Annotated in this window: 28 protein-coding genes and 1 pseudogene; 15 read left to right on the top strand and 14 right to left on the bottom strand. The window is 64.6% G+C overall.

Annotation, left to right across the window (positions count from 1 at the left end; all coding sequences use genetic code 11):
• Positions 1 to 7 precede the first annotated feature (7 nt).
• Positions 8 to 772 (bottom strand): GntR family transcriptional regulator, encoded by a 765-nt coding sequence (locus IVB36_RS22110; RefSeq protein WP_018455240.1) that lies wholly within the window; start codon positions 770 to 772, stop codon positions 8 to 10.
• 179 nt (positions 773 to 951) lie between these two features.
• Here IVB36_RS22110 and IVB36_RS22105 point away from each other — a divergent pair, with 179 nt between their 5' ends.
• Genes IVB36_RS22105 through IVB36_RS22095 form a run of 3 tightly spaced genes read left to right on the top strand, consistent with a single transcriptional unit; the run spans position 952 to position 3988 of the window.
• Complete coding sequence (locus IVB36_RS22105) at positions 952 to 2151, top strand: mandelate racemase/muconate lactonizing enzyme family protein (protein ID WP_247392982.1); 1200 nt, start codon at positions 952 to 954, stop codon at positions 2149 to 2151.
• Positions 2152 to 2162: 11 nt separating this feature from the next.
• Complete coding sequence (locus IVB36_RS22100; protein WP_085384460.1) at positions 2163 to 2930, top strand: SDR family oxidoreductase; 768 nt, start codon at positions 2163 to 2165, stop codon at positions 2928 to 2930.
• A gap of 26 nt (positions 2931 to 2956) precedes the next feature.
• A complete protein-coding gene (locus tag IVB36_RS22095) occupies positions 2957 to 3988 on the top strand; it encodes an L-idonate 5-dehydrogenase (protein WP_247370549.1) in 1032 nt (343 codons plus the stop codon).
• 13 nt (positions 3989 to 4001) lie between these two features.
• Here IVB36_RS22095 and IVB36_RS22090 read toward each other — a convergent pair whose 3' ends face one another.
• Complete coding sequence (locus IVB36_RS22090; RefSeq protein ID WP_247370547.1) at positions 4002 to 4874, bottom strand: DUF3280 domain-containing protein; 873 nt, start codon at positions 4872 to 4874, stop codon at positions 4002 to 4004.
• A gap of 190 nt (positions 4875 to 5064) precedes the next feature.
• On the opposite strand from IVB36_RS22090, the gene IVB36_RS22085 reads away from it, so the two are divergent.
• Together IVB36_RS22085 and IVB36_RS22080 are read left to right on the top strand one after the other, a co-directional pair.
• Entirely contained in the window at positions 5065 to 6450 is a 1386-nt protein-coding gene (locus tag IVB36_RS22085) for a HAMP domain-containing sensor histidine kinase (protein WP_018455245.1), read from the top strand.
• A complete protein-coding gene (locus tag IVB36_RS22080; protein WP_085384464.1) occupies positions 6447 to 7109 on the top strand; it encodes a response regulator transcription factor in 663 nt (220 codons plus the stop codon). The genes IVB36_RS22085 and IVB36_RS22080 overlap by 4 nt, the downstream gene beginning before the upstream one ends.
• Positions 7110 to 7113: 4 nt before the next feature.
• On the opposite strand, the pseudogene IVB36_RS22075 reads toward IVB36_RS22080, so the two are convergent.
• A pseudogene (locus tag IVB36_RS22075) lies at positions 7114 to 7955 on the bottom strand (hypothetical protein).
• A 207-nt stretch (positions 7956 to 8162) separates the two neighbouring features.
• On the opposite strand from IVB36_RS22075, the gene IVB36_RS22070 reads away from it, so the two are divergent.
• The 3 genes from IVB36_RS22070 to IVB36_RS22060 are packed head-to-tail and all read left to right on the top strand — an operon-like array spanning position 8163 to position 11295.
• Positions 8163 to 9041 (top strand): IclR family transcriptional regulator, encoded by an 879-nt coding sequence (locus IVB36_RS22070; protein WP_204511429.1) that lies wholly within the window; start codon positions 8163 to 8165, stop codon positions 9039 to 9041.
• A 36-nt stretch (positions 9042 to 9077) separates the two neighbouring features.
• Positions 9078 to 10052 (top strand): tripartite tricarboxylate transporter substrate binding protein, encoded by a 975-nt coding sequence (locus tag IVB36_RS22065; protein ID WP_204511430.1) that lies wholly within the window; start codon positions 9078 to 9080, stop codon positions 10050 to 10052.
• A gap of 22 nt (positions 10053 to 10074) precedes the next feature.
• Positions 10075 to 11295, top strand: a complete 1221-nt coding sequence (locus tag IVB36_RS22060; RefSeq protein ID WP_204511431.1) for an ABC transporter substrate-binding protein — start codon at positions 10075 to 10077, stop codon at positions 11293 to 11295.
• A 120-nt stretch (positions 11296 to 11415) separates the two neighbouring features.
• Here IVB36_RS22060 and IVB36_RS22055 read toward each other — a convergent pair whose 3' ends face one another.
• Both IVB36_RS22055 and IVB36_RS22050 read right to left on the bottom strand, forming a co-directional pair.
• Positions 11416 to 11907 carry an SRPBCC family protein gene (locus IVB36_RS22055; protein ID WP_204511432.1) on the bottom strand — a complete coding sequence of 164 codons (492 nt, stop codon included), beginning with the start codon at positions 11905 to 11907 and terminating at the stop codon, positions 11416 to 11418.
• Between the two features lie 2 nt (positions 11908 to 11909).
• Positions 11910 to 12326 carry a metalloregulator ArsR/SmtB family transcription factor gene (locus IVB36_RS22050; protein ID WP_204511433.1) on the bottom strand — a complete coding sequence of 139 codons (417 nt, stop codon included), beginning with the start codon at positions 12324 to 12326 and terminating at the stop codon, positions 11910 to 11912.
• Between the two features lie 370 nt (positions 12327 to 12696).
• Between IVB36_RS22050 and IVB36_RS22045 the strand changes: the two genes are divergently transcribed.
• A complete protein-coding gene (locus IVB36_RS22045) occupies positions 12697 to 13752 on the top strand; it encodes a serine hydrolase (protein WP_204511434.1) in 1056 nt (351 codons plus the stop codon).
• Between the two features lie 70 nt (positions 13753 to 13822).
• Here IVB36_RS22045 and IVB36_RS22040 read toward each other — a convergent pair whose 3' ends face one another.
• The gene (locus IVB36_RS22040) at positions 13823 to 14644 is read right to left on the bottom strand and encodes an outer membrane protein (protein WP_204511435.1); all 822 of its coding nucleotides are present in this window, start codon (positions 14642 to 14644) and stop codon (positions 13823 to 13825) included.
• Positions 14645 to 14910: 266 nt separating this feature from the next.
• Positions 14911 to 15615 (bottom strand): SDR family oxidoreductase, encoded by a 705-nt coding sequence (locus tag IVB36_RS22035; protein ID WP_085384467.1) that lies wholly within the window; start codon positions 15613 to 15615, stop codon positions 14911 to 14913.
• Positions 15616 to 15737: 122 nt separating this feature from the next.
• On the opposite strand from IVB36_RS22035, the gene IVB36_RS22030 reads away from it, so the two are divergent.
• Complete coding sequence (locus IVB36_RS22030; RefSeq protein WP_247336131.1) at positions 15738 to 16580, top strand: GNAT family N-acetyltransferase; 843 nt, start codon at positions 15738 to 15740, stop codon at positions 16578 to 16580.
• An 18-nt stretch (positions 16581 to 16598) separates the two neighbouring features.
• On the opposite strand, the gene IVB36_RS22025 is transcribed toward IVB36_RS22030, so the two are convergent.
• Positions 16599 to 17039 (bottom strand): hypothetical protein, encoded by a 441-nt coding sequence (locus IVB36_RS22025; protein ID WP_026232911.1) that lies wholly within the window; start codon positions 17037 to 17039, stop codon positions 16599 to 16601.
• Positions 17040 to 17321: 282 nt separating this feature from the next.
• Between IVB36_RS22025 and IVB36_RS22020 the strand changes: the two genes are divergently transcribed.
• Complete coding sequence (locus tag IVB36_RS22020; RefSeq protein WP_018455258.1) at positions 17322 to 17606, top strand: hypothetical protein; 285 nt, start codon at positions 17322 to 17324, stop codon at positions 17604 to 17606.
• Positions 17607 to 17659: 53 nt separating this feature from the next.
• On the opposite strand, the gene IVB36_RS22015 is transcribed toward IVB36_RS22020, so the two are convergent.
• The 6 genes from IVB36_RS22015 to IVB36_RS21990 form a co-directional block, all read right to left on the bottom strand.
• Positions 17660 to 17950: a hypothetical protein gene (locus IVB36_RS22015; protein ID WP_247392981.1), complete on the bottom strand. Its 291-nt coding sequence runs from the start codon at positions 17948 to 17950 to the stop codon at positions 17660 to 17662.
• 19 nt (positions 17951 to 17969) lie between these two features.
• Positions 17970 to 18383, bottom strand: coding sequence for a curlin (locus tag IVB36_RS22010; RefSeq protein ID WP_276576958.1), 414 nt, complete (start codon positions 18381 to 18383; stop codon positions 17970 to 17972).
• 83 nt (positions 18384 to 18466) lie between these two features.
• Positions 18467 to 18844 carry a curlin gene (locus tag IVB36_RS22005; RefSeq protein ID WP_247336127.1) on the bottom strand — a complete coding sequence of 126 codons (378 nt, stop codon included), beginning with the start codon at positions 18842 to 18844 and terminating at the stop codon, positions 18467 to 18469.
• A gap of 32 nt (positions 18845 to 18876) precedes the next feature.
• The gene (locus IVB36_RS22000; RefSeq protein ID WP_247392979.1) at positions 18877 to 19269 is read right to left on the bottom strand and encodes a curlin; all 393 of its coding nucleotides are present in this window, start codon (positions 19267 to 19269) and stop codon (positions 18877 to 18879) included.
• A 119-nt stretch (positions 19270 to 19388) separates the two neighbouring features.
• Complete coding sequence (locus IVB36_RS21995) at positions 19389 to 19790, bottom strand: hypothetical protein (protein ID WP_018455265.1); 402 nt, start codon at positions 19788 to 19790, stop codon at positions 19389 to 19391.
• 165 nt (positions 19791 to 19955) lie between these two features.
• Positions 19956 to 20615, bottom strand: coding sequence for a response regulator (locus tag IVB36_RS21990; RefSeq protein ID WP_018455266.1), 660 nt, complete (start codon positions 20613 to 20615; stop codon positions 19956 to 19958).
• 643 nt (positions 20616 to 21258) lie between these two features.
• Here IVB36_RS21990 and IVB36_RS21985 point away from each other — a divergent pair.
• The 4 genes from IVB36_RS21985 to IVB36_RS21970 are packed head-to-tail and all read left to right on the top strand — an operon-like array spanning position 21259 to position 24994.
• Positions 21259 to 22686, top strand: a complete 1428-nt coding sequence (locus tag IVB36_RS21985; protein WP_249803199.1) for an efflux RND transporter periplasmic adaptor subunit — start codon at positions 21259 to 21261, stop codon at positions 22684 to 22686.
• Positions 22683 to 23408: an ABC transporter ATP-binding protein gene (locus IVB36_RS21980; protein WP_085351324.1), complete on the top strand. Its 726-nt coding sequence runs from the start codon at positions 22683 to 22685 to the stop codon at positions 23406 to 23408. Before IVB36_RS21985 ends, IVB36_RS21980 begins: the two co-directional genes overlap by 4 nt.
• Positions 23405 to 24628, top strand: coding sequence for an ABC transporter permease (locus IVB36_RS21975; protein WP_018455269.1), 1224 nt, complete (start codon positions 23405 to 23407; stop codon positions 24626 to 24628). The genes IVB36_RS21980 and IVB36_RS21975 overlap by 4 nt, the downstream gene beginning before the upstream one ends.
• A gap of 48 nt (positions 24629 to 24676) precedes the next feature.
• Positions 24677 to 24994: a LuxR C-terminal-related transcriptional regulator gene (locus IVB36_RS21970; protein WP_085351323.1), complete on the top strand. Its 318-nt coding sequence runs from the start codon at positions 24677 to 24679 to the stop codon at positions 24992 to 24994.
• Positions 24995 to 25233 lie beyond the last annotated feature (239 nt).

Raw genomic sequence — 25233 nt, 5'->3', positions numbered from 1 at the left:
AACTTTCTTACGTGCCAAGCAGCGGCTCGATGCTGCAATCGAGCAGGCGCGGGTCGATCCCGACCTCCATGCCGGTGAACATCTCGCCCATGTAGTCGATCAGTGCATCGCTCGCCTTCACCGCGTCCTCGACGCGGCGGCCGGCGACCGCGGCGAGAATGGCGAGGTGACGATCGATCGTGCCTGACAGTTCGGCCTGTCCCGGCATGAACCGGTGGTGGATGTAGCCGATGCGCCGGTACAGCGTGTGTAACGGCCGTAGCGTGTGCACCAGAAACGGCTCGCCTGCCGCCTCCAGCACCAGCGCGTCGATGCGGCGGTCAATACTGTTGAACTCGTCGAGGGTCAGAGTGGCGCGGCGCTCGCGCAAAAGGCGCTCGATATGCAGCGCCTGATTGCGGTGCGAGAGGCTGGCGCGATCGGCCGCAAGCCGGATCACGAAGCGCTCCATGTCGCGGCGCAAGGCCAGCAGCATGCGCTCGCGTGCCAGATCGATCGGCGCAATGCGCAGACCGTGGCGCGGTCGGATGATGATCAACGTATCGGCGGAGAGACGATTGACGGCGTGATGAACCGGCGTACGGCCGAAGCCGGTGATGTGCTGCAATTCCAGCATCGTCATGAACTGGCCTGGCTTGAGCTCGCAATGGACGAGCAGCTCTTCGATCCTCTGGTAGGCGAGCTCGAAGAAGTTGAGACGGTTGCGTCGGAAGGGCTTGCCCTCGCCGTCGTCGTTCCTCACCACCTCGAGCGCGCGCTTGCGCGTTGCCATGCCGTCTCTCCCTCAGCCCGCGCCGTCGTTGCTGGATGGCGCCTTGTTGGTGATATCCCTAAAACATGTTGTGATATATTACAAGCGAGCGTAAGACTTCGCATGCGCCCGCACCATGTTGCGGTGCGGAATGACAACAAGACGGCGCTGCGCGCGCCTGCGACGGGAGGAGTATTGCCGTGAAGATCACGTCGATAGAGACGCTGCGCACCGAAGAATTCTCCAACGTCATCTGGGTGCGCGTCCACACCGACACGGGCATGATCGGCCTCGGTGAAACCTTTTATGGCGCCGGCGCAGTCGAGGCGCAGATCCACGACACCTTTGCCGGCCGCCTGCTCGGCCGCAATCCGCTGCACGTCGAGGCGATCCATCGCGACATGCTGAACCTGCCGATGGCGCAGTCGTCCACCGGCGTCGAATATCGCGCGGCTTCGGCAATCGACATTGCGCTGTGGGACCTGTTCGGCAAGGTCTGCAATCAGCCGGTCCACCAGATGCTCGGCGGCCTCTGCCGCGACAAGCAGCGCATCTACAACACCTGCGCCGGCACCCAATATGTCCGCTCCACCAATATCAGCCCGGTCGCGAACTGGAATCTTGGCGCTGCCAAAAGTCCCTACGAAGACCTCGACGGCTTCATGCACCGCGCCGACGCGCTTGCCGAAAACCTGCTGGAGAGCGGCATCTCCGCGATGAAGATCTGGCCGTTCGATCCGGCGGCGCAGGAGAACAAGGGTCTCTACATCTCCGCCGCGCAGATGAAGCAGGCGATCGAGCCGTTCGAGAAGATCCGAAAGACGGTCGGCGACAAGATGGAGATCATGGTCGAGCTTCACTCGCTGTGGAACCTGCCAACCGCAAAACAGATCGCGCGCGCGCTCGAGCCCTACAAGCCGACCTGGTACGAAGACCCGATCCGTATGAACTCGCCGCAGGCGCTGGCCGAATATGCCCGCTGCACCGACGTCTGGGTCTGCGCCAGCGAGACGCTGGGCTCGCGCTTCCCCTACAAGGACATGCTCGACCGCGACGCTATGCATGTGGTGATGGCGGATCTGTGCTGGACCGGCGGCCTCACCGAGGGCCGCAAGATCGCGGCGATGGCCGAGACCTATCACCGGCCCTTCGCACCGCACGACTGCATCGGCCCGATCGGCTTCATCGCTGCCATCCACATGTCGTTCAGCCAGCCCAACACATTGATCCAGGAATCCGTGCGCGCCTTCTACAAGGGCTGGTACAATGAGCTCGTGACCACCATGCCCACGATCAAGGATGGTTTTGTCTATCCAATGGAAGGCCCCGGCCTCGGCGTCGACCTTCTGCCTGCCGTCTTCGACCGCTCCGATCTGACCGTGCGCCGTTCCAACGTCTGAGGATTCTTGAGATGAGCACCGCCCTCTTCGATCTTTCCGGCCGCACCGCGCTCGTGACCGGCTCCTCCCGCGGCCTCGGCCGCGCCATTGCCGAGGGCATGGCCAAGGCCGGCGCCAAGCTGATCATCAACGGCGTCGATCCCAAGCGTGTCGAGCAGGCCGTCGCCGAGTTTCGCGCCGCCGGCCACCAGGCCGAAGGCGCCGCTTTCAATGTCACCGACGAGCCTGCGATCGTCGCCGCCTTCAACGACTTCGACAAGAGGGGCATCGCGGTCGACATCCTCGTCAACAATGCCGGCATCCAGCACCGCAAGCCGCTGGTGGAGTTCACCACCGACGAGTGGCGCAAGGTGATCGAGACCAACCTCACCAGCGCCTTCGTGATCGGCCGCGAGGCGGCCAAGCGCATGATCCCGCGCAAGTACGGCAAAATCATCAATATCGGCTCGCTCGGCAGCGAGCTCGCGCGTCCCACGATTGCGCCCTACACCGCTGCCAAGGGCGGCATCAAGAACCTGACCCGCTCGATGGCGGTGGAATGGGCCCAGCACGGCATCCAGGCCAACGCGATCGGCCCCGGCTACATGCTGACCGACATGAACGAGGCGCTGGTCAACAACACCGACTTCAACAACTGGCTGATGGGCCGCGTTCCCTCCAAGCGCTGGGGCCGACCGGACGAGCTGGTGGGCGCTGCGATCTTCCTGGCCTCGGATGCCTCGACCTATGTCAACGGCCAGATCATCTATGTCGATGGCGGCATGATCGCTGCGATGTGAGCCGCGAAACGCTGAGGGAGCCAACCATGCACGCCGTCGTCATTCACGCACCGAAAGATCTGCGGATCGATAGCTATCCAGATGCAGCGCCCGGTCCGGGCGAAGTCCGCGTCAAGATCGCGAACGGCGGCATCTGCGGCTCCGATCTGCACTACTATCATCACGGTGGCTTCGGTGTCGTGCGCATCCAGCAGCCGATGGCGCTGGGGCACGAGATCGCGGGCGTGGTCGCAGCCGTCGGTGACGGCGTCACGAACGTGAAGCCGGGCACTCGGGTCGCGGTCAATCCGAGCAAGCCGTGCGGCCGGTGCCTGCATTGCCAGGAGGGTATGCGCAACCAGTGCCTCGACATGCGCTTTCTCGGCAGCGCGATGCGCTTTCCCCATGTGCAGGGCGGCTTTCGCGAATTCATCACGGTCGATGCGGCGCAGGCCGTTGCGATCGCCGACAAGCTGTCGCTGGCGGAAGCCGCGGTCGCCGAGCCGCTCGCGGTGTGCCTGCATGCCGGCAAGCAGGCCGGGCCCCTGCTCGGCAAGCGCGTGCTGATCACCGGCTGCGGCCCGATCGGCGCGCTGATGATCCTGGTCTCGCGCTTCGGCGGCGCGGCCGAGATCGTGGTCACCGACGTCGCGGAGGCGCCGCTTGCGGTCGCCAGGAAGCTCGGGGCCAGTCATGCCATCAATGTCGCGGCCGACGCCGCGGCGCTCGATCCGTGGCGCACCGGCAAGGGTGTGTTCGACACGCTGTTCGAAGCCTCGGGCAACCAGGCCGCACTCCGCACCGCGCTCGACGTGCTCAGGCCGGGTGCCACGTTGGTGCAGCTCGGCCTGGGCGGCGAAATGACGCTGCCGATCAACTCCATCGTCGCCAAGGAATTGCAGCTGCGCGGCACCTTCCGCTTCGATCCCGAATTCGAGCTGGCGGTGCGGCTGATGGGCGAAGGCCTGATCGACGTCAAGCCGCTGATCACGGCGACCATGCCGTTCGAGAACGCGGTCGCAGCGTTCGAGCTCGCCAGCGACCGCTCGCAGTCGATGAAGGTGCAATTGACGTTCTGATCGATGAGCGCTGCTATTGGTTCTCGATCAGCCGGTCGCTGACCAGCCGCACGGCGCCCCGTTTCCAGGAATAGTCCGCGCCCAGGCGCAGGCCGCTGTCGCCGCGTGCCAGCACCGCGCCGGTCCTGGCATCGCGCACCTGGAAGCCGAGCGTGTATTCGGTGCGGCTGACCCGCCGCACCACCCCGATCAGAGACTGATCCGCACCGAGCCCTTGCGCCATCGCCGCTTCGCAGCCGCCGCAGTCGCGTAAAGCGCGTGCCTTTACCGCCTCCTCGTTCGCGCTGCCGACATCGACGAGGCGGTAGCGGCCGGATTGGCCAAGGGCATCGCGCACACTGCCGGTCACTTCGGCCAGATTGGATGCATCTGCGGCCGCGAGACCGGCGGCCGGCGCCGCGGTGTTGTCCTCGAGCTCGAATTCGAACACCGCCAGCGCGATCGGCGCGGGTGCGCCGAGCGCGGCCATGATCTCGCGGGACACGAAGATCTCGGCACGCTCCCATGATTCATCATTGTCGCCGCGGAAGGTGTAGAGCTTGTCCATCACGACCTTCCTGGCGCCAACGTCGATCACGGCGACCTTGGCCCATAGCACCAGTGTGCTCGTCTTCTGGATGCCGCCGATCACCTTGAACGCCGCGCCGTCCTGGGCCGAGGGCACCAGCCGGTAGCGCCGGTCTCCGCCGATATCTTGCCGGAGCGCAGCCATGAAGGCCGCCAGCCGTCGCTCGTGGGCGGCGGTCTGGTTGGCAGGCTCCGCTGACGTATCGGTATAACTGAAATCGTCCATGGCGACGCCGACGGCAGTCTCGGCACCAAGCGCATAAGCCGGCGGAAGGACGACAAGGAGACAGACTGAGAGGATCAACCGGCGCAGGTGCATAAATGTGCCTCGTATGACGGAGCGGCGCACAATCTGGACGGCGTAATCAGGGCTCGCAGCAGCGCCGGTCCCGGCGATGACCGGGAAAATTTCACGACGGTGCACCGCACTCACACCTGACGGCTTTGCGCTAGGTGCGTTCTGCCGTTTAATGCGGGCGCGACAACCCGTTCGCACCAGGTGCCCGCCGATGTGGAACCGCCCGAGGTTCGATCTCAAAGTCCGTCTGACGTTGCGCGTGGCCGCGATATCGGCCGCCTGCTTCGCCGTTATCTCCGCCTATTTCCTGATTACGGCCGACCGCGCGGCGCATGCGCGCCTCGACGACATCGCCGCCATCGTCGCCAAGACGCTGGAGCTACAGCAGGGCAAGATCCAGTGGGTCGCCAGCCCGCGCTCGGACTTTCCCAACCTCGACCCCGTTTCGGCCTATGTGATGACGCCCGGCCTGTGCCTGGCATTCCGCGGCACGAGCGGCGACATCCTCCAGCGCTTCTGCAGCGGCGCGCCCGCCCCGGCAAACCCGCCGCCGCAAGCCTTCACGGCCTTCTATCGCAGCCTGTTCGACCCCGGCCGCGAAGCGGCACGGCCTGTGATCGTGCGCGGAGCGAAGCTTGGCGACGCCGTGGTCTCGGTCGAGCCGGCCGTGCAGACGGCGGAGGCCTGGCACGAGGCCGGCCGCCTGATGCTGGCGCTGGCGATCGCGCTGCCGCTGCTCTGCGCCCTGGTCTACGCCGCGCTGGCACGCGCGCTGCGCCCCACCCGCATGATCCGCACCGGTTTGGAGCGGATTGCCGCCAACGACCTCACCACGCGGCTGCCGCCGTTCGACCTTGCCGAGCTCTCCGCGATCCGCGACGGCTTCAACCATCTCGCCGAAAGCCTCGAGACCGCACTTGCCGAACGCAGCGAGCTGACGCGGAAGCTGATCGCGCTCCAGGACGAGGAGCGCCGCCATCTCGCGCGCGAGCTGCATGACGAGTTCGGCCAGTCGCTCGCCGCCATCCGGGCGCTCGCCTCCTCCGCCCGCCAGACCGCCGCGCAGGACTGCCCTTCCTTGCTTGGCGAATGCGACGGCATCGCGCGGACCGCAACCGGCATGATGGAGACGTTGCGCGGCACACTGTTCCGGCTGCGGCCGCCGGATGTCGAGGAGCTCGGGCTCGTCGCCAGCCTCGAAGGCCTGGTCGCGGGCTGGAACGGGCGCAGCCGCGGCGAGACGCGCTTCTCGATCCGGTTCGACGGCGCATTCGAGACCCTGCCGGCCACGATCAGCGCCAGCCTCTACCGGATCGTGCAGGAGGCGCTCACCAATGCCGCCAAGCATGCCGTCGCCACGCGGGTCAGCCTGGAATTGACGATGGGGGCGAGCGAGATCGCGCTTGCGATCGACGATGACGGACGCGCGACCGATCCCGTCGCGAAATCCGGAATGGGCCTGCTCGGCATGCGCGAGCGCGTCGCGGCCTTGCGCGGCCAATTGAGCTTCGAGGCCAAGCCGAACGGCGGCTCCGCACTGCGCGTCGTCATTCCGCTCGCAGCCGCCGATCGGCCGCCGCTGGAGCACGCCGCATGAGCGCGGCCGGCGCGACCATTCTGCTGGTCGACGACCATTCCGTCGTCCGCGAGGGCTATCGCTCCGTGCTCCAGAAGCAGCCGGGACTTCGCGTCATCGCCGAAGCCGCCGACGGCGCCGAGGCCTATCGTCTCTACAAATCGGAGGCGCCCGACCTCGTCATCATGGATCTGAGCATGCCCGGCATCGGCGGCATCGAGGCGGTCAGGCGCATCAGGCAGTGGGACAAGGGCGCGAGGATCCTCGTCTTCACCATGCACGAGAATGCCGGCTTTGCCGTGCAGGCGATCCGCGCCGGCGCCAGGGGCTACGTCACCAAGACCAGTCCGCCGGAGACGCTGGTGCGCGCCGTGATGGACGTGCTCGCCGGCAGGATCGCAATCAGCCCCGACATCGACCATGAGCTCGCGCTGAGCCGGCTGGCCGGGGAAAGCTCTGCCGCCGACGTCCTCACGCCGCGCGAATTCGAAGTGCTGCGGCTGCTGCTCGCCGAGAATACGACAGAGGAGATCGCCGAGACGCTCCATGTCAGCCCGAAGACGGTGGCGAACCTGCATTCCCTGATCAAGGACAAGCTCGGCGTCGGATCCGACATCGAGCTGGTCCGGCTGGCGCTGCGCCAGGGCATCTTGACGGAGGTCGATCTCGGCGAGGCCTGATTGCTCAAGCCAGATAGCGCGTGAGATAGCCTTCCATCGCGTAGAGCGCACAAAGCGCAAGGCTCGACCACACGGCGGCGGTGAAATACAGGAACATCCAGGTCAGCTCGCCCTTCCAGTGCGCGATGTCGTGGGTCACGACCCAGCGCGTCGAGACGTCATGCAGGCCTTCGAGGAAGCCGAGCAACCGGTTGCCCTCTTCATACCCTGCCCGCCAGCGGCTGAGATACATCGGCACGTCGACGGTGACGAGGAAGGCCAGAAAGCAGGCGATGCCGACGATGCCGGCAATCAGCGCCCAGCGCACCGGCCCCTGGAATTCCGGCATCAGCCGGCACAGCGCGATGCCCGCGAGGAAGAATGTCACCGCCCACAGCGAGTTCTCGATCGCGTTGAAAAGGAAGTTTGTCGTCACCACCGCATACCAGGAGAAGCACTCCGCGATGATGATGATGGGCACGATCACCCACGCGATGTTCACAACCGTCTCGGCGCCCGTCATGGTCCCGAGTTGATGCAGGATGACCGCCCATTGCGCCGCGAAGCACAGTTCGGCCACGGTCGCGACCGTGCGGCCGACGAAGACGCTGGAGAGCCAGGTGTCGAACAGACAGATTCGCTGCACGTCGGCGCGCGGCAGGAACGAGCGGAAGGCGCAGCCGAAGACATAGCCGGCGCAGAGCAGGAACATCACTCCGATGTCGGAGCCGCCACTGATGCGCCGGCGGACGTGGGATCGAACGCGCGGTACAGCATGAACCAGGCGAGAATGTTGGCAGCACTGACCAGCGTCAGGGACCCCCACCACCACGCGAGGGGATTTGTCCGCGCCTGCCACTGCAACATGAATCGCTCCGCTGTAATCGATATGACATTCAGTCGTAATAATCCTCTCACCAACCCACGGAATCACGACTAGAATCTGTGTGCGGCGGAGCTCGTCGCGCACATTTTATCCGCACGGGCAACGCCGGCGTGTCCGGATAGTGGACACAAAATACTATTTTATGAATCTATTGGACAACCGCCCCGACCGGGTTCATTTAATCCTCGATGGCCAAAACCGCGTCCAAACCGATCCGCGCCTCCTCGTCCGCTGCCGCCGTGCTGGCGGACAGCATCGACGACGCCGCGTTCGCGACGACGCTGGCAAAGGGTCTCGTGGTGCTCGAAGCGTTCAAGGCGGGAGCGACGCAGCTCGGCAACATGGAGCTGTCGACGCTGACCGGGATTCCGCGTCCAACGGTGGCGCGGCTGACGCATACGCTCGCCGAGCTCGGCTACCTCCGCTACGATTCCGAACGCGCCAAATATCGCGTCGGCGCGCGCGCCCTTCGCATGGCGCATCCGCTGCTCGCCGACATGCAGTTCCGCCAGGTCGCGCGGCCCATGATGCAGGAGCTCGCGCAAAGCGTGCGCGGCACGGTCTCGATCGGCCTGCTCGATGCGACCTCCATGATCTATGTCGAGACCGCGCGCTCCGGCGACGTCGGCCCGCACGTCCCCGACATCGGCATGCCCATTTCCGTGGTGATGACGGCGATGGGCCGTGCCGCGGCGGCGACCTTGCCGCAGGCCGATGCCGCGCTGCTCGAAGAGCGCATTGCAAGCGAGGACACCGAGCTGTGGTCGGCCTTCCGCGAGACATACCGCGCCGGCCTCGCACAATGCATCAGCCGTGGCTTCTGCACCTGCTTCGGCGAGTACATCGCCTCGATCCATGCCGTCGCCGCGCCGCTGTTTCATGCGCGTGAGGCGAAGCAGGCCTTTTCGATCAATTGCGGCATCCCCGCATTCCGGCTCCAGCCCGGCCAGCTGGAGGGCGAGATCGGCCCGCGCATTGCCGCTCTTGCCGACAGCATCCGCACCATGATTGGGGCGGCACCGGCGACCGAAACACAAAAGCAGAACAAGAAGAGCGCCAGGCGATGAACAAGACAATCGGCGCTCCGCCATCGGGAGGCCACCATGACCATCACACGGCGAACATTTTTGGGCACCCTCGCTCTTTCGATATCCGGACTTCCATTCGCCGCACGCGCTGAGGACGCCTGGCCGTCGCGTATGGTGCGGCTGATCTCGCCTTACGGGCCCGGCGGCTCCAACGACATCTCGCTGCGGCTGCTGGCCGAAGAGTTCGGCCGCAACCTGCACCAGCAGTTCATCGTAGAGAACAAGCCGGGCGCCGGCACCCGCATCGCCAACGACACGGTCGCGCATGCGCCGGGCGACGGCTATACCCTCCTCTATGTCGCGGCGCCCTACGCGACCGCCGAAGCGCTGTTCGGCAAGCTGACCTATGAGCGCAAGGATCTGCAGCCCGTCGCGATGGCTGTGATCGCGCCGCTGTTCCTGATCATCAGCGCGGATGCGCCGTTCAAGACGCTTCCCGAATTGATCGCCTACGGCAAATCGAAGCCGGATGGCCTGACCTTCGCCTCGCCCGGCGCCGGCTCGCAGCCGCATCTTGCCGGCGAACTCCTGTTCAAGGATGCCGGCGTCAAGGGTCTCAACATTCCCTTCCGTGGCGATGCCGCGTCCTACACCGAACTGCTCGCCGGCCGCGTCGATGCCACGCTGACGGCGCTGCCGACCGCACTGCCCTACATCCAGAGCGGCAAGTTCATCGTGCTCGGCGTCGCCTCGGCCGAACGCAGCGCGCTCTATCCGCAAGCGCCGACCCTGCGCGAGCAGGGTTTTCCCAACGTGGCTGCGGCCGGCTGGTACGGTTTCATGGCGCCTTCGACGACGCCGCGGGCCATCGTCGACAAGCTGCAGGCCGAAGTCTTGCGCGCGCTGGCCGAGCCGGTGGTCATGGACAAGCTGACCGCCCAGGGCCTCGAAGTGCGCGCCGGCACCGCGGCCGAGTTCGGTCAGTTCATCGACAACGAAACAAAAAAGTGGACCGGGCTGATCCGCGAGGCCGGTCTCAAGGGCGAGTGACGGTCACGAACAGGGAATGGAAATGAAAAACGTACTTCTCAACCGTGTCCCGGCAGTCGCGATCGTTCTCGCGCTATCGATCCCGGCGGCACAGGCCCAGAAGAAATACGATCCCGGCGCATCCGACACCGAGATCAAGGTCGGCCAGACCGTCCCGCTCAGCGGGCCGGCCTCGGCCTATGCCGTCATCGGCAAGACCCAGGCCGCCTACATGAAGATGATCAACGACCAGGGCGGCGTCAACGGCCGCAAGGTCAATCTGATCCAGTATGACGATGCCTATTCGCCTCCGAAGACGGTTGAGCAGACCCGCAAGCTTGTCGAAAGCGACGAGGTGCTGCTGACCTTCCAGATCATTGGCACGGCGCCCAATGTCGCCGTGCAAAAATATCTCAACGCCAAGAAGGTCCCGCAGCTCTTCGCGGCAACGGGCGCGGCGCGTTTCACCGATCCGAAGAACTTCCCCTGGACCATGGGCTTCAATCCGTCCTACCTCGTCGAGGGCCGGATCTACGCGCAATATCTTCTGAAGAACCATCCGAACGCCAGGATCGGCGTGCTCTATCAGAACGACGATCTCGGCAAGGATTACCTCGCCGGCTTCAAGGCAGGTCTCGGTGACAAAGCGAAGATGATCGTCGCCGAGACGTCCTACGAGATCACCGAGCCGACCATCGACTCGCAGATCCTGCGGTTGAAGGATGCCGGTGCCGACGTGCTGTTCAGCGCCACCACGCCGAAACAGGCCGCGCAGGCGATCAAGAAGGTGGCCGAGATCGGCTGGAAGCCGCTGCACATCATCGACATCAACGCCTCCTCGGTCAGCGCGGTGCTGAAACCTGCCGGACTCGACAACGCCAAGGGCGTCGTCAGCGTCGGTTATGTCAAGGATTCAGCCGATCCCGAATGGAAGGACGATCCCGGCATGAAGCGATATCTCGCCTTCATGGCCAAGTACTACCCGGAGGGCGACAAGGATTCGAACCTGAACGTCTACGGCTATATCACCGCGCAGCTGCTGGTGCAGGTGCTGAAGCAATGCGGCGACGATCTCACGCGCGAGAACGTGATGCGCCAGGCCGCCAGCCTGAACAACATCGCACTCGACCTGACGCTGCCGGGGATCTCGGTGACGACGACGCCGACGGACTATCGCGTCAACAAGCAGTTCCAGATGGTGCAGTTCGACGGCCAGCGCTGGCAGAAACTCGGCGACATCGTCACGGACGACGCGAAGGAATGAAGCGCCCCTCATCCCGAGGGGCGCGCGCCTTGAAGAATGAAGGCTTCACCAATGGTCCTCGTGCTTCGAGGCGGCCGCTCCGCGGCCTCCTCCGCATGAGAGAGGAAGTGGCTGCTCGCCCTACCTCTTCATCCCACTCACATAGGCCGCGAGCTTGTCGAGTGTCTGGTAGCCGTATTCGACGGCACCGAAGTTGATCATGCCGTCGCGCTGCGCCGCGCTCGACGCCAGCTGCCGCATCATCAGAACCGTCTTGCCGTTGCTCTGCTCGGCGAAGGTGACGGTGAAACGGAACATTCCGGGATCCTCGTCCTGGTCGGTACCGTGATCCATCTCCATCAGCGACGGCCGTTCGATGCGGCGAAAGCGCATGCGGTTCGGGTAGACCGTGCCGTCCGGGCCGATCATGTTGAAGCGCCAGACGCCGCCGACCCGCACGTCGATCTCGAAGGTCTCAACCTTGAAGCCCTTCGGGCCGAACCATTGCGGCAGATGCTTCGGGTCGGACCACGCTTCGAACACCAGATCGCGCGGCGCGTCGATCACGCGCGACATCACGATCTCACGGTCGAGCGACCATTGCGACAGCGCGGGATTGGCAGAATTCGTCATCGTCAGGAACCTTTCCGTCTGGTTGTCTTGCCGGTTGTCTTGTCGATCGGCTTGTTACTTGACTTGGTCGCCCGTTTGGCAGCCGCCCGCTCTTTCTTCAGCTTCATCACATAGGTTTCGAAGCGATCGAGCCGCGCCTCCCAGATCGCACGCTGGTGCTGGAACCAGTCCTCCGCAGTGAGGAGCGCGTCAGGACTGAGGCGGCAGGTGCGCACGCGGCCGGATTTCTCCGACAGGACGAGACCGCTCGTCTCCAGCACATGGATGTGCTTCATGAAGCTCGGCAGCGCCATCGCGAAGGGATCGGCGAGTTCGCCGACCGACGCCTCGCCGGCGCAGAGCCGCATCACGATCGCCCGCCGGGTGGGATCGGCAAGGGCCGCGAAAACCTGATCGAGCCGGGATAGTTGGTTAGCCATGGGGCTAACTATAGGGCTGCCATGATCTCGCGTCAACAATTGTAAGCCAATTAGCTAAGTTAATTTTGCCGACTGGTAGCCTGGATGAAGGGAAGCGTAATCGGGGCCGCTCGCTCGGCTGCGGCACTTTCCGGGTTGCGCTTCGCTCCATCCGGGCTAACGGACCATTCGCGCGGAACCCACCACGCGCAATCGTGAATAGGGAGGATCGGCCCTTCCCACTACAAGAGACTGGGGGCGCATCGAATCTTGCGCCAGAGCCGTGTCGTCTGTTGTCACCTCATCGTATCTCACCCGACGGGCGCTCGCCCGGGCCGCGCTCGTTCCCGTTGCGCTTGCATGGCCGCGCGGGGCCGCCGCGGATTCCGACATGATCGCGCAGATGCGCGACATCGTTGCGAACGAACTGACGCCGACCGCGACGCCGGACCAGCCGGGCGGTCTCGCCGCTGCACTTTATGCCGGCAGCCATGTCGAGTACTTCAATTACGGCTTTGCCGACAGCGCCACGCGAAGGCCGGTCACGCCGGACACGCTGTTCAACCTCGGTTCCCTACGCAAGCCGTTTGAGGCGACGCTGGTTGCGCTCGGCACCCTCCGCGGCGAACTGCGGCTCGACGATCGTCTGGCGAAATATCTCCCGGAGCTCACCGGCGACTATGTTCGCCGCATCACTGTCGGCGAACTCGTCACGCACACCTCAGGCATGCTGCTGCCGACCGATCATCCGCCGTGGCCGAGCGACGCGTTTTCCCGCGCGCAGCTCATCGACATGTTCAACAGCTGGAGACCGCAAGCCGGCGAAGTGCCCGGCAAGCAGCGCGTCTACAGCCACGCCGGCTACGTGCTGCTTCAACTCGTGCTCGAGCGCTGTTACGGCGCTCCGATCGCAACCCTGTTTGAACAACACATCCTCAAGCCGATCGGCATGAATGCGACCTCCGTGCCCGAACGCGGCGAGGACAGCCGTGCCGTCATGCACGACGCCTGGATGCAGCTCGCGGTCCAGGGCTACTCGGATCAGGGCATGGCAATCGGCCCCATCGGCAACCAGCAGAGTTATTTTGATTTCCCCGGCACCGGCCAGATGTTTTCTTCGCCGCGGGATCTCGCCGCATTCGTTGCGGCCTGCGTCGATGGGCAGTCGACCGAGCCTCACTTGCGCGAGGCCCTGCGGATGACTCAGCACGAGATCTTCCGCGTCGACGACAAGTTTGGGCAGGGAATGGCCTGGGAGACGGTGCGTCTGCCGGGCGTCACCGTCGTCGACAAGCCGGGTGGGCTCAACAACGCCTCTGGCTATATCGGCCTGGTGCCGGCGCAGCGGATCGGGATCGTCCTGCTCGCCAATCGGGGCGAATATCCGCACGAGATCGCGCGCTACAGGATCCTGCCAGCATTGGCGCATCTGGCGGCATCGCACTGAATCCGCCTAGCGAAAAACAGAAAGCGCCGGCTAAGCCGGGGCTTTCCACGCCAGGTCGGAACGGGAATGCTCAGTACCTGGCAACGACGGGTCCGCCGAACTTATAGTTCACGCCGACGCGCACGATGTTCGATTTGAGATCGACCGAGTGGGTGAAGACGTTGGTCGGAAACGCGCCGCCCAACAGATTGGTGCTGGTCACGGTGCTGCGTCCGAGGTCGACGTAGAGATATTCCGCCTTGAGCGACCAGCCGCCGCCGAAGGCATATTCGGTGCCGACACCTGCGGTCCAGCCGAGGCGTGTGTCGCGGAACGCGGCCGACTCCGTCGCCGCAGCGAACGTGTCCACGAAGTTGAAATTGCCCGTCACCTCGGCGATCGCCGCACCGCCGGTGGCGTAGAGCAGCCAGGTCGGAGCAGCGAGGAAACCGATGCGGCCGCGGATGGTGGCGAGCCAGTCGGCCGAGACCGACGACGACACGGTGAAGCCGGTCGGTGCGCAGCACGGATAGAGCGCCGAACCCGTCGCACTGCCCTTGAAGCCGAAATAGTTGATATCGCCTTCCAGGCCGAGCACGGCGTTGTTGAGTTGCCAGTTATAGCCGGCGGTAAGACCGCCGGTGACGCTGGAGCTGTTGACACGCTGGGCGCCGACTGCAGCAATCGCGGTAACACTGGTGTCCGCGAAATAGCCGGCGGGATCGAACGCGGTCGAGGTGGCCGGATCGGCGCTGCCCCATTGCCCGCCGACATTGCCGCCGACGTAAAAGCCGGTCCAGTTGTAGGCCGTCGCCATCATTGGCGCCTTGGTGTAGTGCGCCGCGAGGTCGGCCGCCTGCACGGATGCGGAGCCCAAAACAACCGCGGCAACCGCCAGCAAAAACTTCTTCATTCCAGTCTCCTTGCCCCGCGCGATTGATCTCGCGTTTCGAATGCGCGGGCGGAAGTTGTCCGGCGCAGATTGGGCATAGGCTGCCGGTCCCTGGCCGTCTTGGGCTGCGGCGAAGTTCATAGGGACTGTGACGTAGTGTGAGCCGTGCGGCACGCGAACGCGTGACGGGTGTGACTGGAGGGCCACGCGTCATCCCTCCTCCGTGACGCGCGACGCACACCACTGTCGCATCGCGACAACCCGCGCGCGATCCGACGCTCCGCGTCTCAGACCGAACGCGTCAGTCCGCCGTCGACGCGGATGTTCTGTCCCGTGATATAGGCCGCGCCGTCGGACGCCAGGAACGAGATCGTCGCGGCGATCTCCTCGACCTTGCCGTAGCGCCGCATCGGCACGCTGTCGCGGCGTGCATCCAGCTGCGGCAGGCTGTCGATCCAGCCCGGCAGCACATTGTTCATCCGGATGTTGTCGGCGGCATGGGTGTCGGTGAAGATCTTCGTGAAGGCGGCGAGGCCGGCGCGGAACACCGCAGAGGTCGGAAACATCGCGCTCGGCTCGAACGCCCAGGCGGTCGAGATGTTGATGATGGCTCCGCCCTTCTGCGTCTGCATGATCGGCATCACCAGCCGGGTCGGACGGATCACGTTGAGCAGATAGGTGTCGAGGCCGGTGTGCCACTGCTCGTCGGTGATCTCGGTGATCGCCGCCCGGGGCCCATGGCCCGCGCTGTTGACGAGCACGTCGATGCGTCCCCATCGGGCAAGCGCCCCGTCCACAAGCCGCTTCAGATCGTCGTTCGATTTGTTGGAACCGGTGATCCCTAACCCACCGAGCTCGGCTGCCAGCGCCTCGCCCTTGCCGGAAGAAGACAGGATGGCGATGCGAAAGCCGTCGGCTGCGAGCCGGCGCGCAGCCCCTGCCCCCATGCCGCTGCCGCCGGCGGTCACGAGTGCGACCTTCTCTGCTGCCATCTCTGCTGCCATGAGCGATCATCCTTTGTGATATCGTGGAGGCGAGCCGTGGGCCCGGCCCATCATGAGGCCTTCTACCGCCGGACCGGCCGGAAGGTCCACCGTCGAAGGCGACTTGAAAGATGAGCGATTTGGAGATCCGCAATTTGCGCCCCGAGGAGATCGCCATCGCCGTCGACTGGGCCGCGGCCGAGGGCTGGAATCCGGGCCACTCCGACGCCGCCTGTTTCGCGATCCCGGACGCGAAGGGCTTCTTCGTCGGCGAGATCCACGGCGAGCCGGTCGCGACCGTCTCCTGCGTCAACTACGACGATCGCTTCGCGTTTCTCGGCTTCTACATCGTGCGATCGGGTTTTCGCGACAGAGGCCACGGCCTGCGCATGTGGAACGCGGCGATCGCGCATGCGGGCGCTCGCGTGATCGGCCTCGACGGCGTCGTGGCACAGCAGGACAATTACAGAAAGTCCGGCTTCCAGCTTGCTCACGCCAATGTCCGCTATGGCGGCTTCGTCGCCGCGCCATCGAGGCCGCCCGCCGATGTCGTTGCGCTCGACACGATCCCGCTCGCGCTCGTTGAAGCCGACGATGCAACGGTTTTTCCGGCTCCGCGCAGTGCCTTCCTGCGTGCCTGGATCGGCACATCAGGACATGTCGGGCGCGCGCTGCTGCGCGACGGCAAGCTCGCTGCATGGGGCGTGATCCGGCCGTGCCGGATCGGCCGCAAGATCGGCCCGCTCGTCGCCGACGACCGCGCGGCGGCGGAAGCGATCGTGCAGGCCTTGCTGGAAAGCGCAAACGGCGGCGAGATCTTCCTCGACGTCCCCGCCGTCAATCGCGAGGCGATTGCGCTTGTGGAATCACTCGGGCTGAAGCCGGTGTTCGAGACGGCGCGGATGTACACGGGGCCGATCGCGCCGCTGCGGACCGACCGCGTCTTCGGCGTGACCAGTTTTGAGCTGGGCTAGCTGAGCCGAACTCGCTGCTCAGTAGCAGCGCATGATGTTGACGGTGTGCTCGCCGCCGCCGCGGCCGGGCACAGTGACCTGCTCCGTCGGACAGCTCGGCACGTAGGGCCGGTCTGACGGCACCACGTTGGGCGGGAAGCGATGCGTCCAGTCCCAGGGAACGTCGTACGTATAGGTGTAGCGCACGTCGCTGGAGACGGGTTGGGCGGTCTCGGCGAAAGGCTGGCCGTAGCCAGCATTGTCATAGTAGAACCCGCCGCCGCCCGGCCAGTAGACCCAGGGCGTGTTGCGGCCACGGAACCTGGCGCCCGGCGCAATCGGCGGACGCGCCGCCGGACCGGAAGGCGTGGCGGCATGCGCGACGGTGCCACCGGGCCTGGCAAAACCGACGCTGGGGGCAAGGAGCAGCGCGGCTGCGCTGAGCGAGGCGAGCAACGCCCCAAATGATCTCGACATCATGATACGCACCAACTCGTTTGGCTTCGCGAATAGCGGCTCCCCACCGCACGCTAGGCCGGGCTGTCGCCCACCCGCAAACGTATAATTAATTATTGGTTAAGGCACGGGATGAACAGGGAACAAGCTGCGGCAAGACGCCCGGGATTCCGGCTGATGTCGCTCGTGTTCCCGGGAAACGGACTTCATAACCAGTTGATCGGAGTTGATCGCTTCGGCCGACAACACCCGGAACGCTCCCGCACTGCGGTCGTTGGCTCCCGACACCAGCAAGGAGCATCTCCAATGCAGAACAAATCGAAACTCCTCTGCCTGATCACGGCTTCCCTCGTCGCGGGCACGACGGCCGCCTCGGCCCAGGGCTATGATTGGAACGGATCCCGCGCGGGTTGGGATCGCACCGCCCCCGCTTACCAACCGGTTCAGCCACGCGCGTACTATCCTGATGTGGCCGGACCTTACAGTGCGCTCAACGGCACCAACCATCCCGCGCCGAGCTCGACGCAGGGCGATGTCGGCCCGGAGGGCAACAACAACGGCACCCTGACCGGCGTCTATCGCAGCTGGTAACGCCCGCTCACGATGAGGCCCATCGTCCATCACGGACGATGGGCCTTCGTGCGTCAGCGGCCCTGCTGCTTGCGTAGCCAGTCCAGCATGTCCTGTGGATTTCCGGTGCCCTGCGTCACAATGGCGGTGTTGCCGCCGCTGCGACGATAGACCGTCGTGCGCCCAGGCTCCTTCTCGATCTTGACCTCAGCCTGCGCCGGATCGCCGCTCTGGGTGATGACGGACGTGCCGTTCTCGTCCTGAACCATCGTGGTGTGGCCGTCACCTGACTCGCCGGCTCCGGCCGGCCCCGCTGCCATTGCCATCATGATGCTCATTCCTGCTGCAAGTACGATGAACCTCATATTGCACCTCACCTTCTGATCACCGGCTGAACTGAAATATCGACAGCCAGTTGAAGCGCCCGAATTGTCGCACCGTTCCCGTGTTCATATCGCCGATCTGGAGCAGGAGGGCATTGGTGGAATTGCCGACCTGAGTGATATCGGCGATGTTGCTCACACCCGACTGACCGATCGCCAAATTGGTGGTGCCACCCACCTGGATCACATCGACATAATTTCGCGTGCCGTTCTGGATGATCTTCGCATCGACCGTTCCCGTGCCACCGATCTGGATGACACGCGCAATATTGATGCTGCTGTTCTCCTCGATCGTGACCGGCTGGACGTCGTTGCCGAATTGCACGATCGTTTCGATGCTCACGTTCCGGTTCGTCACGCCGCGCTGGACGGATCCGGCGGATGCCTCGGACGCGACGCTGACGGCGGCGAGCAATGCCGCCAATGCCAGGAGCAGTCTACCGGATATCATTGCCTTGCCCCCATTACATTTCTGACGACGCTGAGGTCGCGCCCAACTCAATGGCTATTCTGGACAACAGTCGCCGAGTTGAACGCACCGAACTGGGACAGGAAACTGCTGGTCGACTGGCCAGCCTGGCCGACAAACGCGACATTGTTCACGCCCGCCTGCCCGACCGATGCCGACGTCGTCCCGCCGAATTGCAGGATTCCGGTCGCGTTGTTCGTGCCGTTTTGAGTGACGGTCGCGCTGGTGCTGCTGCCTATCATGAACACGCCGGCCATGTTGAGTTGACTGTTCTGGTTCAGCACGACCGGCGGGCCGCCGAGCGACACGATGGTCTTGATGTCGGCGGTCTGGGCACCGGCCGATCCGGCGCCTATGCAACACAAGGTGAGAAACGCGCCGCAGGCGGCGCCGGAAAAATGTCTCATGACATGCCTCGCGACTGAAAATGGATTTGCGATCAAGGAGTCTGCTGCAAAATCGTCGAGCCGTTCAGGATTCCGAGCTGTCCGACGGCCGCCGCGTTGTCCGCGCCGATCTGGCCGATCAGGCTCGAATTGGAGCCACCGGCCTGGCCGAGTAACGCGGTGTTGGACGCCGTCGCGGTGGTGCCGCCCTGCCCGATCACTGAGGTGTTGACGGTCAGGAGCGAGCCCGTCTGCAGGGTGGTCGCAGTATTGGTGGCGCCGAATTGCATCGTGGTGGCGCTGTTGTTGGTGCCGCCACTCTGCGAGATGAAGGAGTTGTTGGTGGTGCCGAATTGCAGCACGCTGGCCGAGTTGCCGGCCTGGGCATCGACAGCGGTCAGCAAGCCGAACGCGACGATCGTGGCAACGAGATATTTTTGATGCATGACATTTCCTCCGCGAAAGTCGGCGGACAAGCTCTCACCGAGTCGTCCCGCCCGAGGCGGTGCTTTCAAGGATGGCGCGGACGCGCCGCAGATGACGCGTCCGGCCAAACGGGGCTGGCTTAGTGCGCCGTCTGCGAGACGGTGCTGCTGTTGACGCCGAACACGCTGAGCTGTCCGACGGCGGCGGCGTTGTTCTGAAGCGCGGCAGGCCCGAACGAGTTCTGGGTAATCGCGCTGCCGTTGTTGCCGAACGCCACCTGGCCGGTCGTCGCCGAGTTCTGCACGCCAACCTGGTTGACCGTGCTGCCGTTGTTGAGCGAGGCCGCGCTGGTGCCCTGCATCGTGGTCGCGCTGTTGATGATGCCGAGCTGGCTGGTCGACGAGCTGTCGTTGGTGAGGCCCTGCTGCGAGACGCTGGAACCGTTCACGACGCCCACTTGCACCGTGGTCGCAGTGTTGGCGGCCTGCGCGGCGGAGGAGAGGGCGAGCACGGCAACGGAAGCAAAAAACAATTTGCGCATGGAATATCCTTTCTGGCTAAGATCTCTGACTGGGTTCGGATGCCGTCTTGGAGGAGGCCGACATCGCAGGACCGACTTTGAACCGATCGTGCTGCGTGCGACAGACTGCAGTTCATGCTAATCGGTACGGACTAGACGTTGCGCGGCGCCTTGGTGCCTGCGGCACTAGCTGTACGGTTGTCCCGTGCCGGTTCGTGTCGTCTCTTCTTCGCGTCCCATGCTGTCGACCAACCGCACCACCTCGATCGGCGAGCGAAGCTCCAGCTTTCGCATCATCCTGGTGCGATGGACCTTGGCCGTCACTTCGCTCACCCCGAGCCTCGCCGCGATCTGCTTGGCGACGAGACCTTCGGCCATCAACAGCATGATCTCCCGCTCCCTCGCCGTCAGCGTCTCGACGCGCTGGCGCGCTTCGCGCACGCTATCTTCGCGTTCGAGCCGCCTGCGGTCGCGCTCGATGCCGTGCCTGATCGCGTCGAGGATCTCCTGTTCGCGAAAGGGTTTTGGAAGAAACTCGACTGCGCCGCGCTTCATGGCCTCGACCGAGACGCGGACGTCGGAATGGCCGCTGATGAAGACGATCGGGATAAGCACGCCCGTCTCGGCGAGCCGGCGCTGAAGCTCGAGGCCGGTCGGCGCCGTGCCGGGAAAGCGGACGTCGAGCACAAGGCATGAAGGCCCGCCGGAAATAGTCTCCCCGAGAAACTCGTCGGTCGACGCAAACAATTTCACCTGATGCCCGGTCTCCTCGCAGAGACTTCCTATCGCGGTTCGAATCTGGATCTCGTCGTCAATGACATAAACTGTGGCTTGACCTGAACTCATGGAAACGGGCTCCCCGGATTGGGGCTCGATGAACAAGCAACGAGCCATCCATTCTTCTTGCAAGCGAGATCAAGGTGCTCGGATGAATTCGCGGGGATCGAGCGAGTCGCTCCGATCCGCCGCTTCGACGTCTTAGGCCCAACACCCGTTCAAGACGAGTGAAGGTGTTCACACATCGGGTTTCGTGATTGCGGGGATGCGCCCTCGCGACCTGCGGCATCATGGCGAGGCGCGATATCGGCAATGCTGCGATTGGGAATGCGACGACCGGAAACGCGACGATCTGGCGTGGGAACTTCGGTATCGCCGAGTGCGTCATGGCGTCGCCACCCACGTGCCGACTTGAACGCCGGGCGCTGGCCGCTTCGGCCAGAGCAGACGAGACGTTCAGTCAGCTTGTCGAGTTCGATACCGCGCGCGTCATATCGATACGCTCCGTATGCATTTCGGGCAAGTCGTGAAAAATAGCACCCGCGGACTTTACTTCTGGATCATCAAGCGCACCCGACCGTCGCCCCGGCAGCGGCGACACACTGACGATCGCCCGCGTTTTTCAAGATTTACAACCATAGCGGGTTTACAACCACAGCGCGATCTCTGCCTTTGCCGCCAACGATGCCATTTCAAGAGGCGGGTTTTTGATATGCGATTTGTGCCAGTTATTGCCTTGCTCGGAACTGCATGTGGCCTCGCCGCGGTCTACGCCCCGGGGCCGGCCGTCATCACCGACGCGGCCGGGGCCGCGGCGCAGAAGGCGGCCCTTGCCTACGCATCGAGCCAACGGCTGCTCAGACCCGTGGGGCTGGAAGCACGGAGCTTCGGATCGGACGCCCCCGTATTCCGCTTTGCCTCAATCCAGCGCGGCAGCATCGAGCAGACCATCACCGTCACCGGAGCCCTGCAGCCGGTCAAGACGATCGAGGTGGGTTCCCAGCTGTCCGGGCAGCTCGCCCGGGTCTATGTCGATTTCAACGACACGGTCAGCAAGGATCAGCCGCTCGCCCTGATCGATCCGCGCAGCTTTGCGGCCAAGGTCGACGAAGCCCGGGCCTCTCTGGCCGTTGCCAATTCTCTGGTCGACGTCGCACGGGCCAAGCTCGATCGCACCAGGATCGATCTGCAAAACGCAAGGGGTAGCCGGGACGTGCTCGCCGCCAAGCTCGAGAGTGCCCAGGCAGTCAAGAGCTCGGCGCAAAAGACCTTGCAGCGGAAGCAGGCACTCCAGTCGCAAAACGTGGTGGCCACGACGACGGTCGACGACGCGCAGACGGAGTTCACCGCGCGTCTGGCCCAGGAACGCGAGGCCGAGGTTCTGATGTCCCTCAACTCCTATGCAGTGGATGGGGCGCAGGCCGACGTCCGCCGGATCGAGGCGGAATTGCAGCAGGCACGCATGGCCGTGCCGGAAAAGGCGGCCGTTCTCGCTGCGGCCCAGGCCGATCTCGACCGCACCGTGATCCGCTCGCCGATCGATGGCGTCGTCGTCGGCAGGTTCGTCAACGAGGGCCAGACGCTCGCGGTCGGACTGGAATCGCGCACCACGTTCGTGGTCGCGCATCGACTGGAGGACATGGAAATCCACGCGCAGGTCGACGAAGCCGATATCGGACGCATCGCCCCCGACCAGCGCGCGCATTTCACGGTGGATGCCTACCCGGACCGTCGCTTCGAGGCGGTGGTGCGGCAGGTGCGCAAGGCACCGCAGAACCAGCAGCACGTCGTGACCTACACCGTCGTCCTGGCCACCTCCAATCTCGACGGCGCGTTGCTGCCCGGCATGACCGCCCTGGTAAAGATCGTGATCGAGCGGCAGGACGACGTGCTGAAAGTGCCGCTTGCTGCATTGCGCTTCCAGCCCTCGGGCACGCGGCCGGACGCCGCGGCGCGCAGCGCCGTGTGGGCGCGCACCGCCAGCGGCTCACTCCGGCGTATTCCGGTGACCGTCGGCGCGGCCGGCACCGAACAGGTCGCACTCAGGAGCGGAGACCTCGTCGAGGGCAGCCAGGTCGCCGTGGGTCAGGCCATCCGGCCGGCCGGCATGGAATTTCTCGGCATAAGGTTCGGATCATGACGGCCCTCCCGCCCCTCATCAGCCTGCAGTCGGTCTCCAGGACCTATCGCGCCGACGGAGTAGCGGTGACTGCGGTGCGCAATGTCAGCTTCGACATCGAACGAGGCGAGATCGTCGCCGTGATGGGACCCTCGGGCTCCGGAAAATCGACGCTGATGAACATGATCGGGCTGCTCGACCTGCCGAGCGAGGGCGCGCTCTATCTCGAGGGAGCCGACGTCGCCGATCTCTCGGAAAACCACCGGTCGTCCCTGCGCGCCCGCAGCATCGGCTTCGTGTTCCAGTCCTACAATCTGCTCGCTCGCCACAATGCGATTGAGAACGTCGCGCTGCCGCTGGTCTATTGCGGCATCAGCCGCAAGGAGCGTCTGGCCCGCGCCGAGCAGAGCCTGGAGGCCGTCGGCATGGTGCACCGGGCCCACCACTTCCCGCGACAGCTTTCGGGCGGTGAGCAGCAGCGCGTCGCGATCGCGCGCGCCCTGATCGCCTCCCCGCTGATCGTGCTCGCCGACGAGCCGACTGGCGCGCTCGATAGCCGTACCGGCGCCGAGATACTGGCCCTGTTCGCCGCGCTGAACCGGACCGGCCAGACCATCGTGATGATCACGCATGACCCCGGCATCGCGACCCAGTGCCGGCGCACGATCCGCCTGCACGACGGCGAGCTCGTCGCGGACGAAACGCTGGTCCCGATCCTGCCGAAACGGAACGCTGCGCCATGACCATGCTCCAGGGCTTTCAGATCGCTTTGCACGCCTTGCGCCTGAATCCGTTGCGCAGCATCCTCACCATGCTCGGCATCGTGATCGGCGTCGCCTCGATCGTGACGGTGTTTGCGATCGGATCCGGCGCGCAGCTTCGCCTACAGGAGCAGATCCGGTCAATCGGCGCCAACGTGCTGATGATCAACCCCGGCGCGGTCTACCAGGGCGGCGTGCGTCTCAAGGATGGCAGCAAGCTGACCATGACCGAGAGCGACGTGCAGGCGATCCTCGAGCAGATCCCCGAGATCCAGGCAGCGGCCGGTTCGATTGCAGGAACGGCCCAGGTCATTCACGAGAGCAAGAACTGGAACACGACCATCAACGGGACGACGACCGGGCACTTCATGGTGCGCGACTGGCAGCTTGCGACCGGCCGCTATTTTTCCGGCAGCGAGGAGGCAGCAGCCGGCAAGGTCGTGATCCTCGGCAGCACGGTGGCGCATGAGCTGTTCGCGCCCGGCGAAGACCCGATCGGCGCACAGATCAGGATCATGAAGGTGCCGCTCGAAGTGGTCGGCGTTCTCGATCGCAAGGGACCGGCGCAGGACGACGTCGCCTTCGTGCCGCTCACCACGGCCAAGCTGCGCTTCCTCGGCAGCGCAAGCAACATCAACCGGGATTCGGTCGCCTATATCATCGCCAAGGTGGCCGCGGACGGACAGATGGCGGGGGCGCGAACGGAGATCGAAAACCTGCTGCGGCAGCGCCACCGTATTCCCGCTGGCCAGGAGGACGACTTCAAGGTCCAGGATCCGGCCGCCGCCATGGAAGCGCAGCAGGGAGCGATCCGCACCGTCGCGCTCCTGCTCGTCGCCATCGCCTCGGTCTCGCTGCTCGTTGGCGGCATCAGCATCATGAACGTCATGATCGTTTCGGTCACCGAGCGCACGCGCGAGATCGGAATCCGCCGCGCGCTTGGCGGGCGGATGCGGGACATCCGTCTTCAGTTTCTCTGCGAGGCCCTCGTGCTCTGCCTGCTCGGCGGCGCGATCGGCGTCGGTGCCGGCGTCACGCTCTCGATGACGGTCGCTCGCATGGCAGGATGGATCACCTCGATCGACGGTCAGGCGATCGGCCTTGCCCTCGCCTTCTCGATCGCGACCGGCCTGATCTTCGGCTTTTATCCCGCCCACAAGGCATCCAAGCTCAGCCCGATCGAGGCACTCAAGACGGAGTGAGAACATTCTGGGGTGTTCGCATCGACCAAAGGCCACGAAGGAGCAGTTATGAGTCGGGATCCGAAACATTCGATCACACCAACGCCGCGCGAGCGGGACCTGATGATGCTGATCGCACGCGGAATGCAGAACAAGAACATCGCGTACGAGCTCAAGATCTCGGAGAACACGGTGCGGGCGCATATCGGCAACATCATGCGCAAATACCGCCTTCAGAACCGGACCCAGATCGCGATCATCTTTGCCCTGCGGGCGGCGCCGCCATCGCTTCGCCGCAACCTGGCCAATGGCGGCCGCAATTCCACGACGGCCGCGCCGGCCAAGGCGGTCGCTCAGAATACGCCGGTGCCGACGGCACCGGATTGACCGCTCGGCCACAATCCCTTGCGTCATTTCTGGCGAAACACCCAAGTCCGGGGTCAACGCAACGGCGACAAAATATTTCTCTTTATTAGAATTCGGATTTTTGTTAGGAATTTCTCAACCCGGCCCAAGGAAGAGGGGCGTATCGCGATCGTCACGAACGCGGGCCGGACGGCGGTGGACGTTAGTCACATCGGCGCGAATGGCTTCGCAGGGCGGCTAACCGTGAGCGAAGGCGTCGC

The organism is Bradyrhizobium sp. 35, from assembly GCF_023073215.1.
In the GTDB taxonomy this organism is placed as follows: domain Bacteria; phylum Pseudomonadota; class Alphaproteobacteria; order Rhizobiales; family Xanthobacteraceae; genus Bradyrhizobium; species Bradyrhizobium canariense_D.
Note: the sequence above shows the minus strand (reverse complement) of the source record. Positions and strands in the feature narration are given on the sequence as shown.

What these genes read in the sequence shown, in the direction of transcription:
- IVB36_RS22110 (WP_018455240.1), bottom strand. Translation starts at nt 772, where the DNA reads ATGGCAACGCGCAAGCGCGCGCTCGAGGTGGTGAGGAACGACGACGGC.
- IVB36_RS22100 (WP_085384460.1), top strand. Translation starts at nt 2,163, where the DNA reads ATGAGCACCGCCCTCTTCGATCTTTCCGGCCGCACCGCGCTCGTGACC.
- IVB36_RS22095 (WP_247370549.1), top strand. Translation starts at nt 2,957, where the DNA reads ATGCACGCCGTCGTCATTCACGCACCGAAAGATCTGCGGATCGATAGC.
- IVB36_RS22090 (WP_247370547.1), bottom strand. Translation starts at nt 4,874, where the DNA reads ATGCACCTGCGCCGGTTGATCCTCTCAGTCTGTCTCCTTGTCGTCCTT.
- IVB36_RS22085 (WP_018455245.1), top strand. Translation starts at nt 5,065, where the DNA reads ATGTGGAACCGCCCGAGGTTCGATCTCAAAGTCCGTCTGACGTTGCGC.
- IVB36_RS22080 (WP_085384464.1), top strand. Translation starts at nt 6,447, where the DNA reads ATGAGCGCGGCCGGCGCGACCATTCTGCTGGTCGACGACCATTCCGTC.
- IVB36_RS22070 (WP_204511429.1), top strand. Translation starts at nt 8,163, where the DNA reads ATGGCCAAAACCGCGTCCAAACCGATCCGCGCCTCCTCGTCCGCTGCC.
- IVB36_RS22065 (WP_204511430.1), top strand. Translation starts at nt 9,078, where the DNA reads ATGACCATCACACGGCGAACATTTTTGGGCACCCTCGCTCTTTCGATA.
- IVB36_RS22060 (WP_204511431.1), top strand. Translation starts at nt 10,075, where the DNA reads ATGAAAAACGTACTTCTCAACCGTGTCCCGGCAGTCGCGATCGTTCTC.
- IVB36_RS22055 (WP_204511432.1), bottom strand. Translation starts at nt 11,907, where the DNA reads ATGACGAATTCTGCCAATCCCGCGCTGTCGCAATGGTCGCTCGACCGT.
- IVB36_RS22050 (WP_204511433.1), bottom strand. Translation starts at nt 12,326, where the DNA reads ATGGCTAACCAACTATCCCGGCTCGATCAGGTTTTCGCGGCCCTTGCC.
- IVB36_RS22045 (WP_204511434.1), top strand. Translation starts at nt 12,697, where the DNA reads ATGATCGCGCAGATGCGCGACATCGTTGCGAACGAACTGACGCCGACC.
- IVB36_RS22040 (WP_204511435.1), bottom strand. Translation starts at nt 14,644, where the DNA reads ATGAAGAAGTTTTTGCTGGCGGTTGCCGCGGTTGTTTTGGGCTCCGCA.
- IVB36_RS22035 (WP_085384467.1), bottom strand. Translation starts at nt 15,615, where the DNA reads ATGGCAGCAGAGAAGGTCGCACTCGTGACCGCCGGCGGCAGCGGCATG.
- IVB36_RS22030 (WP_247336131.1), top strand. Translation starts at nt 15,738, where the DNA reads ATGAGCGATTTGGAGATCCGCAATTTGCGCCCCGAGGAGATCGCCATC.
- IVB36_RS22025 (WP_026232911.1), bottom strand. Translation starts at nt 17,039, where the DNA reads ATGATGTCGAGATCATTTGGGGCGTTGCTCGCCTCGCTCAGCGCAGCC.
- IVB36_RS22020 (WP_018455258.1), top strand. Translation starts at nt 17,322, where the DNA reads ATGCAGAACAAATCGAAACTCCTCTGCCTGATCACGGCTTCCCTCGTC.
- IVB36_RS22015 (WP_247392981.1), bottom strand. Translation starts at nt 17,950, where the DNA reads ATGAGGTTCATCGTACTTGCAGCAGGAATGAGCATCATGATGGCAATG.
- IVB36_RS22005 (WP_247336127.1), bottom strand. Translation starts at nt 18,844, where the DNA reads ATGAGACATTTTTCCGGCGCCGCCTGCGGCGCGTTTCTCACCTTGTGT.
- IVB36_RS22000 (WP_247392979.1), bottom strand. Translation starts at nt 19,269, where the DNA reads ATGCATCAAAAATATCTCGTTGCCACGATCGTCGCGTTCGGCTTGCTG.
- IVB36_RS21995 (WP_018455265.1), bottom strand. Translation starts at nt 19,790, where the DNA reads ATGCGCAAATTGTTTTTTGCTTCCGTTGCCGTGCTCGCCCTCTCCTCC.
- IVB36_RS21990 (WP_018455266.1), bottom strand. Translation starts at nt 20,615, where the DNA reads ATGAGTTCAGGTCAAGCCACAGTTTATGTCATTGACGACGAGATCCAG.
- IVB36_RS21985 (WP_249803199.1), top strand. Translation starts at nt 21,259, where the DNA reads ATGCGATTTGTGCCAGTTATTGCCTTGCTCGGAACTGCATGTGGCCTC.
- IVB36_RS21980 (WP_085351324.1), top strand. Translation starts at nt 22,683, where the DNA reads ATGACGGCCCTCCCGCCCCTCATCAGCCTGCAGTCGGTCTCCAGGACC.
- IVB36_RS21975 (WP_018455269.1), top strand. Translation starts at nt 23,405, where the DNA reads ATGACCATGCTCCAGGGCTTTCAGATCGCTTTGCACGCCTTGCGCCTG.
- IVB36_RS21970 (WP_085351323.1), top strand. Translation starts at nt 24,677, where the DNA reads ATGAGTCGGGATCCGAAACATTCGATCACACCAACGCCGCGCGAGCGG.